The 15,266-nt window shown below is 37.5% G+C and carries 16 protein-coding genes, 1 other RNA gene and 2 pseudogenes; 14 read left to right on the top strand and 5 right to left on the bottom strand.

What is annotated here, in order from left to right; translation table 11 throughout:
• Positions 1 to 11: 11 nt before the first annotated feature.
• The 6 genes from HGD76_RS10405 to HGD76_RS10380 all read left to right on the top strand — a co-directional run bounded on the left by HGD76_RS10405 (position 12) and on the right by HGD76_RS10380 (position 4,584).
• Positions 12 to 1,034 carry a CobW family GTP-binding protein gene (locus HGD76_RS10405; protein ID WP_168695733.1) on the top strand — a complete coding sequence of 341 codons (1,023 nt, stop codon included), beginning with the start codon at positions 12 to 14 and terminating at the stop codon, positions 1,032 to 1,034.
• 87 nt (positions 1,035 to 1,121) lie between these two features.
• Positions 1,122 to 1,772: a GTP cyclohydrolase I FolE gene (folE, locus tag HGD76_RS10400; RefSeq protein WP_148761862.1), complete on the top strand. Its 651-nt coding sequence runs from the start codon at positions 1,122 to 1,124 to the stop codon at positions 1,770 to 1,772.
• 103 nt (positions 1,773 to 1,875) lie between these two features.
• Positions 1,876 to 2,211, top strand: a complete 336-nt coding sequence (gene hisI / locus HGD76_RS10395; protein WP_168695732.1) for a phosphoribosyl-AMP cyclohydrolase — start codon at positions 1,876 to 1,878, stop codon at positions 2,209 to 2,211.
• 12 nt (positions 2,212 to 2,223) lie between these two features.
• A complete protein-coding gene (locus HGD76_RS10390) occupies positions 2,224 to 2,997 on the top strand; it encodes a GTP-binding protein (RefSeq protein WP_168695731.1) in 774 nt (257 codons plus the stop codon).
• Entirely contained in the window at positions 2,994 to 3,803 is an 810-nt protein-coding gene (locus HGD76_RS10385; RefSeq protein WP_168695730.1) for a metallophosphoesterase family protein, read from the top strand. The genes HGD76_RS10390 and HGD76_RS10385 overlap by 4 nt, the downstream gene beginning before the upstream one ends.
• Before the next feature lie 37 nt (positions 3,804 to 3,840).
• Complete coding sequence (locus HGD76_RS10380) at positions 3,841 to 4,584, top strand: metallophosphatase (RefSeq protein ID WP_168695729.1); 744 nt, start codon at positions 3,841 to 3,843, stop codon at positions 4,582 to 4,584.
• Here the strand turns inward: HGD76_RS10380 and HGD76_RS10375 are convergent.
• Positions 4,581 to 5,027: a DUF6636 domain-containing protein gene (locus HGD76_RS10375; RefSeq protein ID WP_015079352.1), complete on the bottom strand. Its 447-nt coding sequence runs from the start codon at positions 5,025 to 5,027 to the stop codon at positions 4,581 to 4,583. The two genes, HGD76_RS10380 and HGD76_RS10375, sit on opposite strands and share 4 nt — an antisense overlap.
• Before the next feature lie 382 nt (positions 5,028 to 5,409).
• On the opposite strand from HGD76_RS10375, the gene hemF reads away from it, so the two are divergent.
• The 3 genes from hemF (at position 5,410) to psb29 (ending at position 7,831) form a co-directional block, all read left to right on the top strand.
• Positions 5,410 to 6,456, top strand: coding sequence for an oxygen-dependent coproporphyrinogen oxidase (hemF, locus tag HGD76_RS10370; protein ID WP_168695728.1), 1,047 nt, complete (start codon positions 5,410 to 5,412; stop codon positions 6,454 to 6,456).
• Positions 6,457 to 6,587: 131 nt separating this feature from the next.
• Positions 6,588 to 6,956, top strand: a complete 369-nt coding sequence (locus tag HGD76_RS10365; RefSeq protein ID WP_148761876.1) for an STAS domain-containing protein — start codon at positions 6,588 to 6,590, stop codon at positions 6,954 to 6,956.
• Positions 6,957 to 7,159: 203 nt separating this feature from the next.
• Positions 7,160 to 7,831 (top strand): photosystem II biogenesis protein Psp29, encoded by a 672-nt coding sequence (gene psb29, locus HGD76_RS10360; RefSeq protein ID WP_148761878.1) that lies wholly within the window; start codon positions 7,160 to 7,162, stop codon positions 7,829 to 7,831.
• A gap of 128 nt (positions 7,832 to 7,959) precedes the next feature.
• Here psb29 and ssrA read toward each other — a convergent pair.
• Positions 7,960 to 8,351: a transfer-messenger RNA gene (ssrA, locus tag HGD76_RS10355) on the bottom strand.
• Between the two features lie 115 nt (positions 8,352 to 8,466).
• On the opposite strand from ssrA, the pseudogene HGD76_RS10350 reads away from it, so the two are divergent.
• A pseudogene (locus HGD76_RS10350) lies at positions 8,467 to 9,420 on the top strand (SagB/ThcOx family dehydrogenase); the annotation flags it as partial.
• Between the two features lie 18 nt (positions 9,421 to 9,438).
• Positions 9,439 to 9,813, top strand: coding sequence for a hypothetical protein (locus HGD76_RS10345; protein WP_148761880.1), 375 nt, complete (start codon positions 9,439 to 9,441; stop codon positions 9,811 to 9,813).
• Between the two features lie 26 nt (positions 9,814 to 9,839).
• Here HGD76_RS10345 and HGD76_RS10340 read toward each other — a convergent pair whose 3' ends face one another.
• Positions 9,840 to 10,313: a hydrogenase maturation protease gene (locus HGD76_RS10340; RefSeq protein WP_168695727.1), complete on the bottom strand. Its 474-nt coding sequence runs from the start codon at positions 10,311 to 10,313 to the stop codon at positions 9,840 to 9,842.
• Positions 10,314 to 10,513: 200 nt separating this feature from the next.
• Here HGD76_RS10340 and HGD76_RS10335 point away from each other — a divergent pair, with 200 nt between their 5' ends.
• Positions 10,514 to 10,882, top strand: a complete 369-nt coding sequence (locus tag HGD76_RS10335) for an SET domain-containing protein (RefSeq protein ID WP_168695726.1) — start codon at positions 10,514 to 10,516, stop codon at positions 10,880 to 10,882.
• Positions 10,883 to 11,375: 493 nt separating this feature from the next.
• On the opposite strand, the gene HGD76_RS10330 is transcribed toward HGD76_RS10335, so the two are convergent.
• A complete protein-coding gene (locus HGD76_RS10330; RefSeq protein ID WP_168695725.1) occupies positions 11,376 to 11,798 on the bottom strand; it encodes a hypothetical protein in 423 nt (140 codons plus the stop codon).
• 207 nt (positions 11,799 to 12,005) lie between these two features.
• Positions 12,006 to 13,106, bottom strand: a pseudogene (locus HGD76_RS10325) (nickel-dependent hydrogenase large subunit); the annotation flags it as partial.
• Between the two features lie 117 nt (positions 13,107 to 13,223).
• Here HGD76_RS10325 and HGD76_RS10320 point away from each other — a divergent pair.
• Together HGD76_RS10320 and HGD76_RS10315 are read left to right on the top strand one after the other, a co-directional pair.
• Positions 13,224 to 14,684: a site-specific integrase gene (locus HGD76_RS10320; protein ID WP_168695724.1), complete on the top strand. Its 1,461-nt coding sequence runs from the start codon at positions 13,224 to 13,226 to the stop codon at positions 14,682 to 14,684.
• A gap of 193 nt (positions 14,685 to 14,877) precedes the next feature.
• Positions 14,878 to 15,264 carry a Het-E N-terminal domain-containing protein gene (locus HGD76_RS10315; RefSeq protein WP_168695723.1) on the top strand — a complete coding sequence of 129 codons (387 nt, stop codon included), beginning with the start codon at positions 14,878 to 14,880 and terminating at the stop codon, positions 15,262 to 15,264.
• Positions 15,265 to 15,266: the final 2 nt, after the last annotated feature.

The raw sequence follows: 15,266 nt of genomic DNA, 5'->3' as shown, positions 1-15,266 counted from the left end.
TAGATTTCAATATGAATACCATCACTCTCAATACAACAAATACAATTCCTGAAATTCCCAAACAAGGAATGCCCATTACTATTATTACGGGATTTCTCGGAAGTGGTAAAACTACGCTTTTAAATCAAATCCTACAAAATAAACAAGATTTAAAAGTCGCTGTTCTCGTCAATGAGTTTGGTGATATTAACATTGATAGTCAATTACTAATTTCTGTAGACCAAGATATGGTAGAACTTAGTAATGGCTGTATATGTTGTACAATTAATGATGGTTTAGTTGATGCTGTTTATCGAGTTTTAGAACGAGAAGAACGCATTGATTATCTAGTAATTGAAACCACTGGTGTTGCTGACCCTTTACCAATTATCCTAACTTTTTTTAGCACAGAACTGAGAGATTTAACTAACATAGATTCGATTCTCACAGTGGTAGATGCTGAAGCATTTGACGAAGAACACTTCCAGAGTGAAGCGGCTTTAAAACAGATTACTTATGGGGATATTATTCTCCTCAATAAAACAGACCTTGTTACCCCAGAGAAAATTCAAGAAGTAGAAAATTTCATCCATGATATCAAACATGGAGCGAAAATTTTACATACTCAATATGGTGAAGTTGCTTTACCTCTAATTTTAGATGTGGGTTTAACACCAAAAGATAAGTACATTGCTATTGATGACGAAGATACTCATAAACATGAACATCATCATGAACATGAGCATCATCATCATCACTCTGATCATTTAGACAATGATGGGTTTGTTTCCATTTCTTTCCAAAGTGATAAACCATTCGATGTGCATAAGTTTGAGAATTTCTTAACCGAAGAAATGCCAGACAATGTATTTCGAGCTAAGGGTATTTTATGGTTTAGTGATAGTGAGTTACGTCATATCTTCCAACTGAGCGGACCTCGTTACACTTTGCATGCTGATGAATGGTATACTTCACCGAAAAATCAGGTAGTTTTTGTTGGCAGAAAACTGGATACTAATGAGATTTACACAAAACTTAACAAATGTTTGTTATAGTTTAATAGTAGTAACTAATGAGCAAATTTAGTTAATAGATATTCGACTATTAACATCCACCATAACTCATCCCACTAAACTTAGAAAATGACTTTATCTATTCGTCCAGAACTAACTTCTGCTGCTGATATAATTTCATCTTTATCTAATCAGCAACAGCCAACTGTAACAGAGGCAGACATGATGCAAGCTGTACGCACTCTACTGATTGGATTAGGAGAAAATCCAGACCGTGAGGGATTAAAAGATACTCCCAAAAGAGTTGTTAAAGCGTTAAAATTTCTTACAAGTGGATATGATCAATCTATAGATGAACTGCTAAATGGAGCAGTATTTACAGAAGATGCAAATGAAATGGTTTTAGTCCGGGATATTGATCTTTTCAGTTCCTGTGAACACCACATATTACCAATCATTGGCCGCGCTCATATTGCTTATATTCCTAATGGTAAAGTCATAGGATTATCAAAAATTGCCCGCATTTGTGAAATGTATGCTCGACGTTTACAAGTGCAAGAACGGCTAACTTTACAAATTGCTGACGCACTGCAAGGTTTACTCAAACCTCAAGGGGTTGCAGTGGTAATTGAAGCAACTCATATGTGTATGGTGATGAGAGGAGTGCAAAAACCAGGTTCTTGGACTGTTACCAGTGCTATGCGTGGTGTGTTTTCTGAAGACGCACGCACTCGTGAAGAATTTATGAATTTAATTCGCCACAGTGCTAATTTTAAATAGGCTTTGTGTGATGTAGGGATAAGAGATTTTTTATCTCTACATTATATTGATATTTGAACGCAGATAAACGCGGATAAACGCAGATAAAAAGGGATAAGTTATCATGATTGGAAATTTGAAATTTAATGAGCAGGGGTTAATTCCGGCTATAGCTCAAGATTATCTTGATGGTACTGTTCTAATGATGGCTTGGATGAATGCAGAATCAATTCAAAAAACCCTGGCTACAGGTGAAGTTTATTATTGGAGTCGTTCCCGTTCTCAGTTGTGGCATAAGGGGGCAACATCTACACATATTCAAAAGGTAAAAGAGCTTTTTTATGATTGTGATGGTGATACAATTCTCATCAAAGTTGAGCAAGTTGGTGATATTGCCTGTCATACTGGAGTAAGAAGTTGTTTTTTTAATTCTGTGGGAATTTTACCTCATAAATTATAATTTATATTGATTATGACTTTACCAATTATTACCGTTGTCGCTGGATTATTTGGATCTGGAAAAACTACCTGGATCTGTCAACAAATTCGAGATATTAAATCTATTGAAAAAGTAATTTATTTTTCTCCAGGAACGGGGAATATCCCCATTGATCAAAATAAAATAGCCACTGAATTTCCTGATCTGAAAATATTTGGTGATGGTCAAGAAATTGAATTTCTATATCACATCCCCACAGCAGATAGTGTTTATGTTGAATTAGGTTCTTATCTAGAGTTAAATAGTATATCAAAAATATTAGATCATCTCACTTACCACGCTATAGCAATTATTCCAGAGGAGTTAAAAAACTCTGAATATGATAGTTGGGCAGATGAAATTATCTATGGCGCACCAGTTCCAACTATAATTGTAGAAAATTTATGGCGGGTAGAAACTACGGGGCAAGTAATTGATGAAAATAGTTTAGATGAATTTTGGTATGAAATAACTCACGGTGCTTATGGGATTGTTACCCGTGCTAAGGCAATTTTCGATGTTAATGATGGACGTTCTCTTTACTGTGATTTTGTCTCTGGTGTTCCCCAAACGGACTTTTTAGAATTAAACGTACCAAGGTATTTAGAAGGTAGACCTCAGCGATTTAGTGGCATAGAAATAGCCGGAAAAAACTTAAATGAAACCGCTTTAAAAGCAACATTATCAGATTGCTGTTTATCTGAATCCATGATTTTTCAATATCAACAACAAGTACAACAAATTTTATTAGAAGGTCAACAAGTATGAAAATAGCTGTCATGTCATGTATTCATGGTAATTACGAAGCCTTAGATGCTGTATTATTAGATATTGACAATCAAAAAGCTGAAAAAATATTTTGTGTTGGTGATTTAGTGGGATATGGACCCCACCCTAATGCGGTAATTAACCAAATTCGCTCCTTGGATATTCCTACCTGCGCTGGTTGTTGGGATAAAGATATTGTGGAAGGATTGAATGCTTGTGATTGTAGTTATCCTTCAATATTGGCAGAAAAAAGAGGACTAAAGGCTCACCAATGGACAAATCAGGAAATCCACCCGGAAAACCGGGAATTTTTGGCCAATTTACCCCATAGTCTCCAATGGCGAAACTTAGCCTTTGTTCACGGTAGTCCCCATAGCAACCATGAATATTTATTACCTGAATTGGATGCTTTTGTCGCTTTAGAAAGGGTACTTTCCACAGGTGCAGACGTGCTATTTTGTGGACATACTCACGTTCCTTATACTCGTAATCTTAATGCTGGTGAGTTACAAGTTCAGGTTAATAATCCAGCAGAATCACGGAAAATTAACTTTTCATCTGCGCTGAAAAAGATTGTTAATGTTGGTTCTGTTGGAGAACCTCGACATGGACGACCAAATGCAACTTATGTAATTTATGAAACTGATACTCAAGGGGTGACTTTGCGGGAAGTTACCTATGATTATCAAAAAACCTGTGCAGCAATTATCGAAAAGGGATTACCAGAAATCTTTGGTTGGCGTTTAGCGCATGGCTTAGAGTATGCTGAACGGGCAGAAGATCCAACTCATGTTTGTACCAGATAAAATAACTAATCCAAAATCTAAAATCTAAAATCCAAAATTGACTATGTGGGCAATATTGAGTGGAATTGAAGGAAATTTGCCAGCCTATGAAGCTGTGATAGCTGATATTAAGCTGCAAAGCCGTTACATAGAGGTATTATATATTATCGGTGATTTAGTCGGTCCAAGGCGAGAATGTGAACAGTTAGTGGAAAGGGTAAAATCACCGCGACGGGGTGAATTAGCACCAATGGTTTGTAAGGGATGGTGGGAAGAACAGTGTTTGATTTTACATGGTTTGGGTCCGACTGGAGACGCACCGGAATTACTGGCAAAATATGGTGGTGATACTGTGCAGATGTTGTGGGATTGTGTTTCCCGTCAGACAGTACAATGGTTGAGAAACTTGGATTTTGGTTTTTTTGAATTAGATTGTTTATTAATACACGGTTCGACAGCAGGTGTAAATGATGAACTTACTCCCGATACTCTCCCTATTCAAATGCTAGATAGATTATCAAGAATGCAAGCAAATAACCTATTTTGTGGTCGTTCTGGGTTAACTTTTCAGTATCAGTTACAAGCTGGTTCTATTAGCAGTGAAATTACTACTCTTGATCATCAATTGTCCCCGCAAATTGTCACGGTTACTCCTAGTCAAGTGATTGGAGTGGGAAACGTGGGACGGACACCAGGAGAAGCAACATATACTCTCTACAATCCTGGGACAAATCAGGTGAAGTTTAAAACTGTGTTTTATGGACAAGCTAAGGGTTTTCAAAAGCGGCAGATTTGTAACTAAGGTCTAGAAAGACCTAATACTCGCCATTTTTCCCGACTCAGAAAAAAGCCAATCCCATTACTATTAGTACAAGTTAAACCAGTTTTTTGGGAAACACACTTAAAACCACCATTGTTCCAAGTCCGTCCATAAGCCAAAACGGGTTTATTTTTATCAGCGACAGTATCACTAATACACAAAATTTCTGGTCTAGCATCAGCAGGTAACAAAAAACCCATTCCCCAATCAAACCCGCAATATCCAGGGTAAGGTTGAGGCGGTTTGGGTTTTAGCGAAGTATTGATTTCACACCTTAAACTATTCTTTGCTCCTGGAATTAGCTCACAAAACATATTACCACTGGGGGATTGAAACCCTTTTGGTGCAGCAATACTTACCTGTGGCAAGACAGTTACTATGCTGGTAACTACAAAGATAATTGGTTTGATCAATTGTTTATACATAATTGGATCATATCTGAAAAGGTTGGGTTGTGGAACGGTTACCTTCGCACAGCAAATGGTACAGCGGCGTTAGCCATAGTGTGGCAAAGCCATAACCCACAAAATGCGTATTTGTTGCGCTGTCGCTTCACCTAACAAAGCAAAAAATGGCGAAGGTATTGAGAATAATAAGATTATTTCTATAACTGTGAAAACGGGTCTTTAGATATGATATGTGTAAGTTGGAGTAAATTCCGTGCCAATGGATATTTAAAGGTGTTTTGACGGATAATAGAAAACTTCTTTGGCAGATTAAGCCGGATTTGTGACTTTCGCTGCTGAGAAGTTTTGACAACAAAAATTTGTAATTGTTTAGAAATTGTAATTTTAGGTTCGGGAATCTATGTTAACCAACGCGCAAACCCCCACTATCACAAAGGATTCATCTGATGTTCTCCCTGGTGTGAATGCCCAGGCTAGAGTCAGTCAGTTTATGCAGAATCTGCAGGATGAAATTACCCAAGGTTTAGAGAAATTAGATGGTCTGGGGACGTTTCAGGAAGATAGTTGGCAGCGTCCAGAAGGGGGTGGTGGGCGATCGCGTGTCCTGCGGGATGGGGCGATCTTTGAACAAGCAGGGGTAAATTTTTCTGAAGTTTGGGGTTCTCATTTACCTCCTTCAATTTTAGCCCAACGTCCAGAAGCAGCAGGACATGGATTTTATGCAACGGGTACTTCTTTGGTGTTGCACCCACGAAATCCTTATGTACCTACAGTCCATTTAAATTACCGCTATTTTGAAGCAGGTCCAGTTTGGTGGTTTGGTGGAGGTGCGGATTTAACACCTTATTACCCCTTTGCTGAAGATGCAAAACATTTTCATAACACTTTTAAACAAGCTTGTGATCAACACCATCCTGAGTATTATCCTGTGTTTAAGCGGTGGTGCGATGAATATTTTTATCTGAAACATCGGGATGAAACACGAGGAATTGGTGGTTTATTTTTAGATTACCAAGATGGTCAAGGTTCTATCTATCGCGGCCCAGATCCTCATGGGGACGCAGCTATTTATAGTAATCAGGTAGGTCAATTACCGTCACGGAGTTGGGAAGATATATTTGCTTTAGTTCAAGATTGTGCTGGGGCATTTTTACCTGCTTATGCGCCAATTGCGGAACGCCGACAGGGGATGGAATACGGCGATCGCCAACGTAATTTCCAATTATACCGTCGTGGTAGATATGTAGAATTTAACTTGGTTTATGACCGAGGGACAATTTTTGGACTGCAAACCAACGGCCGCACAGAATCAATTCTCATGTCTCTACCACCTTTAGTTCGTTGGGAATATGGCTACAAACCAGAACCTAATTCTCCTGAAGCTGAGTTGTATGAGACTTTTCTAAAACCGCAAGATTGGATAAACTGGAAACCAAGTCAACAATAGGCAAGATCTAAGGGGTGAGAGGCACTCCTTCTCTCCCCCTCTTGCTTATTCTCTATTCCCTAAAAATTTTTTTATAACCCCTACTGATGATTGTTTTGATTAGCAAATATTAGCAAAAAGATGTTACTTCAATGATTCATATAGAGCAAAAAACCTACACAACTCAAGACGGTAACACAATAATAATGTTAACTCCGGTAGGTCGCTTAGATATTACCACTGCTTGGCAATTTCGGCTGAAATTACAGGAATGTATTTCTAAGCTTGGCCGTCATATTGTTATTGATCTAGGCCAAGTAAATTTTATTGATAGTTCTGGACTGACTTCCTTAGTAGCTGGTATGCGTGATGCTGATAAGGTTAAGGGCAGTTTTCGTATTTGTAATATTCACCCAGAAGCCAAGCTTGTGTTTGAAGTCACAATGATGGATACTGTATTTGAAATCTTTGAAACTCAAGAAGAAGCCCTAGAAGGTGTACCTCGGAGTCTAAGTTTTTGATAGAACTAGGACTTACGCAAGTGTCACACCGAAAATCTGTTGTAGGGTGCGTCAGACTGCATAAATACTGCAAATAAACAGATTGTTGATATCTGAGGCACCCTATCAATGTGCCAGTTGCGTAAGTCCTGATAACTTGAACTATTTAGCCCTGATTGGTTCATACTAGATAACAGGAATACGCCTTTACTAAAATTTTCTTTGTGAATAACGTCCGTACAGTATCTGATACAAAAAGAACCTTTTACACTCTTCATACCAGGCCGATTAATACTATTTACCGCCGGGTAGTGGAGGAGTTGATGGTAGAAATGCACCTACTATCAGTCAATGTTGATTTTAGCTACGATGCGATTTATGCCTTGGGCGTTGTCACAACTTTTGACCGCTTCATGGATGGCTACCAACCAGAACAGGACAAAGAGTCAATTTTCCGAGCAATCTGTCAGGCTGTGGAACAAGACCCCCAGAGCTACCGACAAGATGCCTCCAGATTGCAAGCTTTAGCTGCCAGTTTACCAGCTAAGGATTTGATTGCTAGTTTAAGTCAAGCAAGTCCCCTCAATCAAGATGCAGATTTGCAAAAGCAACTAGAAGCGGTGGCCGCAAATTCCAACTTTAAATATAGTCGTTTATTTGGCGTTGGTTTATTTGCATTATTAGTCCAGTCAGATCCTGAACTTGTCAAAAACAATGAGCAAAGGGCTGAAGCACTAAAAGCAATCTCTAACGGGTTACATATCTCTGAAGATAAACTCATCAAAGATTTAGAACTATACAGTTCTAACCTGGAAAAAATGGCGCAAGCACTCATAGTCATGGCAGATATTTTGACAGCAGATCGGAAAAAACGCGATGCTTTAAAGCAAGCCTAACTATCAGCACTATCCCGTACTAATAAATAATTTGGGAACGGGATATCCATGTTGAAAAATCCCCCAAATAGCAAAAAGCCCGCCTAACATCAAAGTGTTTAGCGGGCTTAAAAATTATTGAAAATTGAAAATGGAGCTTATGGGAGTCGAACCCATGTCCAAATTGGGTATTAACCCTCCACTCGTTCACAGGTTTAGCCTCTCTGACCCTCAAGGCGGGAATCGTTCATTATCCCGAACGTAGGATGCTCTGATTTAATCTTAGCCTTCAAGCCAACCAGAGAACGCTTGTTGGAGCATCCGTTGGGGGTTAGGTCTTTAATCCTTAACGGAGTCAAATTAAAGACGCTCGAACCTATTAGAGGTTTCTTAGGCAGCTACTAGAGCTTCCCGACGAGCAAATTTTACGATATTGTTCGCATTTACTTTTTTTTCGAGTCTTTGATTTGCGAGAGATGACTCGCTCTCGACCTGAATCACAGAGTAGCTTTCGCCAACCTGTCGAAACCGTTAAAGCCCCATGTACTTCACACTTTTATTATAGTACAGAATTTTGCAATTTGACAAATAAGTTGATTACCATTCCTGTTGCTGAAAACTGGCGTTGCTGATTAAGGGTATGAATTTTAGTCTATCCTAATTATGTAGATGCCGCTACACAACCAACTTCTTTTAAAGTTTATCCTCGTTTTTATCGCCGGCTGCAATTAAATCTCAATAACCCTATTCATGCTTTTCTGTGGTTAACCAGTGCTATTACTTGAGAAAAGATATATCAAGATAGTCCCTATAAATTGCGGGTAAATCCGTCTGCGGGGGCTTTATACTCGACAGGAATTTATGTACAAATACGTGGGTTAGAAGGCATAATAAATGGCATCTACCATATAGAAGTTGAGAATAATTGTCTGACCTTAATTTATGAATTAGGCGATGATGGATTGGATAATTATGTTATACCAAATAAATGTATTAACGGATTCATCTTTTTAGTTAGTTGTGTTTATCATAGGTCTAGCTGGAAATATCAAGACAGGAGTTTGAGATATTGTTTGTTGGATAGCGGACACCATTTAGGTGCTATCGCTGCTTTTTGCATATCTTCATGAAAACAACATACAACTAGGCTTTGATTTTGATAAACTTATTCTCAATGCAGATTTGGGATTTGAGAATAAGGAGTTTATTACTAGTTGTGTGATATCACCAGAAGCGCAAGAAAAACCAGTCAGACGCTTAAGGCTACCTATTCCTTTTGTCTGTGGTACTGACTATTTTCAAGTTAATCAATGTGTTGAAGATGCCTATCAAACAACGTCTTTACAGCCTAGTCACCAGCAGCAGCTAGAAAATCCTCAATTTAATTTTGACCGAGAACGGTTTTTGGAGAACGTTTGGAATAGGTGTCCGACTATTTGAATTATCAAACGGCTATGCAATTAGCCGGATTTGTCGGACAGAGAGTGTATTTATTTAGCAACTATTGGGAAATAGATTGTAGTGGTATTGGTGCTTTCTATGATGATGAAACCCAAGCCTTTCTAGAAACCAATAAGGACGTATTGTATGCAATGGCAATTGGTAAATAAATAGGAAAATAACTGGAAATGGCGAGAAGAGAACATCAATTCCATGCTGATGATAAGCACCCTATACAGCCAACATCAGCAGATATTATGCTTCGACAACAATTGGAGCATTCAATTAGCAAATACTTTTATGAAGGATGCGATCGCATTATTCATAGTTTATTGTCTAATTGTCGTTGGTATGCCACAACTCATGCGAGTATTTTGACTTTAGTAATTGAATGCCCTGACCAAGTTACCAACTGGCAAATTTTGCAACAAATTGTCCCTATGGCTAATGTTCTTTCTGGCATTGTTAGCAGTGCTAAAATTCGTATTTGTCCTCCCGATAGTCAAACTGTACCCTTTGAAATGAGAGTAGATGAGTTGCCAGTTTATCGTGATTGGATCTGATGCAATTGGGGATTTGAGATTGTTGATTAAGCCATAACATTTTGTTGGATAACTGTAATTAGTTCGGCAAAAACTAAATCAGCAGAATGTTGAACAACAGGACTTAATTCCAGCCCAAAATCCAGATTTGCAGCTTCAATCAAATAGACTATCACCTCTTGAGGAAAATCATCTAAAAAGATTTTTCTCCCAGCAGCCAAGGCATGATCCCAACGAAAATCATGTAAGTTGTAACTAGGTTCGGGCAGTGCTTCTAGTTCTTTCCCTGGGACTTTAAATATAGCACCTGGTTCTGAACCTGTGCAACTGGCATCCAGAATAATTAATTTTTCACTACCTCTGGCTTGAAACATCACTTCCATGCCCGCAGTTCCACTATCGAAAACGCGGATGTTGGGGTGAGGATTTTGGGCGAGATATTGCTGTAAACGTTGGACGATAATTACGCCGACAGCATCATCATTCCGATTGAGATTGCCACAGCCAATGATAGTTAGCATGGGATATTTATAATAACATGAATATTATCAACTTTGCACAAAAAATTAAAATTTACGGAAATTTTGACTACATCTTTAATCATTGACTTTATAGTGAGAAGAGTAGCCGTAAGTCAGTGACAAAAATTTATCTTTATTTTCTCTGCGTTTATCTGTAGTGGTTAGTCAAAAATCATTCTTACCCATGACAGAATTGCTATATGCTAGTATTTCGTGATACAGAGACTAAAGGTAGAGGTATATTTGCCCAGCAAGAGTTTGCTACAGGAGATTTAATTGAAAGAGCCGCTGTGATTGTGATTCCTAAACAGCAAATTAAGTTAATTACTAAAACAGTGTTATTAAATTATTATTTTGGTTGGCATGGAGAAAGCGGGGCAATAGGTTTAGGTTTTGCTTCTCTTTTTAATCATTCTTATCATCCCAATGCGGTTTATATTAAGAATTTTGCTAAAAATGTCATTGATATTGTTGCTCATCAATATATTCGGGAAGGGCAGGAAATTACGATTAATTATAATGGGCAGGTTGATGATATTTCCCCTGTGTGGTTTGATGTAGAAGAGTAGGTTGGGTTGAGGTAAGGAAACCCAACATTTACTATTGTCAGAATCAGGATTTTCAGGATTAAAGGATTTTCAGGATTATTTATTGATAATTTATTCATTTTGAGTACATAAATTCCTGTGTCTAATATTAAAAATTAACATCTACTTCCTGAATTAAATAATCTGGCATTTGCCGAATTTGAGCAATAGTTTTATCTTGAATATTCATACAAATTTTAACGCAGGGTTATTTGTGCATTTGCTATAATTATAACTCAATGATATAGCTACGCTATCAGACAATTGTTATAAAAAAGGATACCGCCATGAATACATCTGTTAAAGGATTAACAGGATTATTTATTGATGATTTATTCATGTTAAGTACATAAATTCCCATTTCTAATATTAAAAATAAACATCCTGTAAATCCTTAAATACTGTAAATCCTGATTCAGACAAAAGTTTATAATTCTCCGCGTTTTTCTGGGTGGGAATTACCCACCCTAAAAATCTATAAGCTCACACCATGTTTTTTGGCAATTTCCACAAGTGTTTCATATTGATGTTGTGATGCTTTAGCTAAAATTGCATCAGCTTCTTCTGGATTACTACCATCTTTAGGAATTAAATACTTAACATAAAGAGAAACAAAATCAACCACAGCGGCTAAACCTGTTAATTCGTGTTTATCGGCTTGTTTACCTGCAATTACAGCCACCAAACCTGCTCTAATTGGGTCAGGTCTTACCTTCATAAATTGGTCAACTAATTGCTTAGAATAATCCGCTGGTGCTAAATTCTTTAACTTACTTTGATCGGGTTTAAATTCTAATCCTGCGGCTGTTGACTGCTCCAACATACACCATTCTATAAATTCTTGCAATGCAGCTTCAGGAAGCTGAGGAAGATATTGATGTAGTTCTAAATTAGACACAATTAGTTACCATTTTTAGTATTTAGTAATTCCTAATTGATAATTCTTAATCTGATAATTAGGAATTATCAATTATTCCTTAAAATTCAGACTAACCCACTGATTTGGGAACTTTTGTACTGCACATAACAATTATATAGAACCCTGACTTATCGAAAAATAGATCCCCGACTTCTTGAAGAAGTCGGGGATCTTAAGTAACATAAATTAAGCTGTTCTAAAACGAGCTAATTCTTCCCCAGTTTTCGCATCATGGGCATGAACAGTACACACCAAACATGAATCAAAAGAACGGGCGACATGACCCACTTCTACGGGGTCTTTCGGGTCTTGAATTGGTGTTCCAATTAATGCTTTTTCAATCGGTCCTAGTTGTCCTTCACCGTCACGGGGTCCGATATTCCAAGTACCGGGAGCGATAACTTGATAATTCTTAATTTTACCTTTTTCGATTTCTACCCAGTGACATAATGCACCTCTAGCGGCTTCCGTTGCACCCCAACCTTTACCATCTTTTTCTTCTGGTTTAATATACCAAGGATCGTTTAATTTGAACTCTCTTAAACAACGTTCAGCTTGACGATATAGTTTAACTATTTCGTGGACTCTTCCTAATTGCCGAAGATGAACACTTGCACCACCCATTTGCTTGAATGTGTCGAGAATAAATGGGTCATAATGTTGCCAAGATTCGCCATGATTTCCCCCTGCAACTAATTGACGGGCTAGGGGTCCTGCTTCTAAACGTCCTAAGTCTTGGTGGAGGACTGCACTTGACCAAGAATATGCGCCAGTAAAGTCTTTTTGGTTGTTGTTTATTGGGTTTGTTGTGCGATCGCTCGGATGCCAATCTTCTGTACCCTCATCATACCAAGAATGGGTTAAATTCTCACGGGCAAAACCTTGATTCATCAAAGCATGAGTATCAGTAAAACTATCATAAACACCGCTTTTCATAATCACAGCAGCGTTACGTCCTTCAATGGTGGGCTTATTGTATTTATCCTCATGGGGAATATAACCCCAAGTCACATATTTACCCACACCTGCACCATATCTATCTAAACCGATATCTAACCCCATGCGCCAATATAAACCCAAGTCCGATTCTCGATGTTTAACATCTTCATTTAACCACTTTTGAAAGTCTTCATAAGATTGAATTTCTTCATATCTTTCTAAAGAACATCCTAACCAAATTGGTTCTAACCAATTGGTGCGGAAATATTCCAAAATTGCCCAGGCGCGGGTAATATCAGTTAAAGTTGGGGCGCACATTACTCCACCAGGCACCATATAACTGCTATGACAACAGGTGATATTATAAAAATGTTTCTGAGTAACTTATTTTTAAAGTAATTTTGCTCGGTAATAACATTTTATTTTCACCATTTCAGCTTTGATAAATAAGGGAATATTTAGGGAATGGACGGACAAAATCAGGGTAATTGCGAGGAGAAATATTCCACATCTACACAGGAATATGCAAATGCAGACTCAAGGGACTGGTTCGCAGATATGTTTGCAGATTTTGAGCCGCAGAACACCACAGACGGTAGCTATAGAGGAACAATGGCGAAAATTAAAGCAACGGAATTACAGTATCAAGCAGTTTTTGAACAGAAGTTAATTGCAACTAATAATAATTTAAAAAGAGAGAGAATAAGAGTTGGTATTAAACAAACTGGCAATTCTCTCCAATTACGAGCTACTTTACCTTTAAAACCAGGAGATTACAGTTTAGGTAAGACAAAAAAGCAGTATGATTTATCTCTAGGAATACCCGCAAATTTAGAGGGATTAAAAACAGCAATTGAAGAAAGTTATGAATTGGGTAAATTAATTGCTCGTCATACTTTTGAGTGGAATGAGAAGTATTTAGGAATTAAATCGAGAGAGAAACAAGAGATCAAAACAATTGGCGAATTATTAGATAAATTTAATGAAAAATATTATCAAACCCGTCAGAAAACTATCACCAGTGAAAATACTTTTGCTAACTATATATCTGTCATTAAAAGAAACTTGACTCTCACCAATTTAGCGACAAAAGAAAATTTTGAGGAAGTTATTAATTCATTTCAGGGTAATAAAAAAAATGAACTAATAGCAGTAACTTCTGTTTTGATAAAAACTTTTAATTTAGGATTTCAACTTGATGTTAAACGGGATCATGTCACTCCTGCTTATCGAGAAATACCCGATGATGATAAAATCATATCTGGTTTTTACCTCTTTGAAAAATTCGCCCTCAACCGCAAAAATACAAACATTACTGATGAAATAGATACCTGGGAAATGTGGCGTTGGGTATATGGAATGTTGGCAACTTATGGGTTAAGACCAAGGGAATTATTTGTAGAACCGGATATTAATTGGTGGATATCTCCCCAAAATATAGATCAGACTTGGAAAGTGAATAAAAATACTAAAACTGGATATAGAGAAGTTATTCCCTTTGTGACTGAATGGATAGAATTATTTGATTTAAAAAATCCTAAACCGTTAAATATTTTAGAAAGAAAAGTTGAAAAAATTGCCTCTGTACAAAATATTAATTGGATGCGAAGAGATATATCCAGATGGTTTAGAAAGGTGGGAATTGAGTTTCAACCTTATGATTTACGGCATGGTTGTGCAATTCGAGCGCATCTTCAGGGAATACCAATTAAAGCAGCAGCAGACAATTTAGGTCATACTGTTGATGAACATACAAAAACCTATCAAAGATGGTTTGGGATTGAAAATAGGAAAAAAGCCTTTGGTGAGGTAATTAGTCAAAGGTCGTTAATTGAGTTGCAGAAGAATGAAATATTGGCGCTACGGATGGAGAATGAAAGGTTAAAGTTGGAGGTGGAAAAGTTTAAATTCTCGGATAATATCTAAAAATATACTGAAAATCTCGTACTTGTGTGCAAAATTGAGTATATATACTAAACTTTTCCGTCCATATACCCGAAAAAGTTCTTGCTATCCACCCAAATTTAGGTAGTTATCTGGAAAAATTCGTGATATTGTCACTAAATTACCTGTAATACTTTATTTGACCGCTTTTGGTTACAAATTAGGAAATAAGCTTATGGACCCTATTTCTCTTATTCTTGCAGCATTGGTAGCTGGCGCAGCAAAAACGGCTGGTGGTGTAGCTCAGGATGCTTACAACGGATTGAAAGCTTTGATTAAGCATAAGTTTGAGAGCCAAGGAAAATCAGATTCAGCTACCATTGTGGATAAGTACGAACAGAAGCCCGAAAAGACGAGACCTCTTTTAGAAGATGAATTAACTGAGATCGGGGCTGATAAGGACGAAGAAATTATTAAACTAGCTCAAAAATTATTGGAGCAATTAAATCCTCAAGAAGCAGCAGAGGGAAAGTTTAGTGTTCAAATTTCTGGGGGTACAGTTCAAGGTTTGACACAGCAAAACACTGGAACAATAACTCAGAACTACGGCCAGGGTGCTTAAAA

This window comes from Dolichospermum flos-aquae CCAP 1403/13F (genome assembly GCF_012516395.1).
GTDB lineage: Bacteria > Cyanobacteriota > Cyanobacteriia > Cyanobacteriales > Nostocaceae > Dolichospermum > Dolichospermum lemmermannii.
This window is presented reverse-complemented; position numbering and strand designations above follow the sequence as displayed.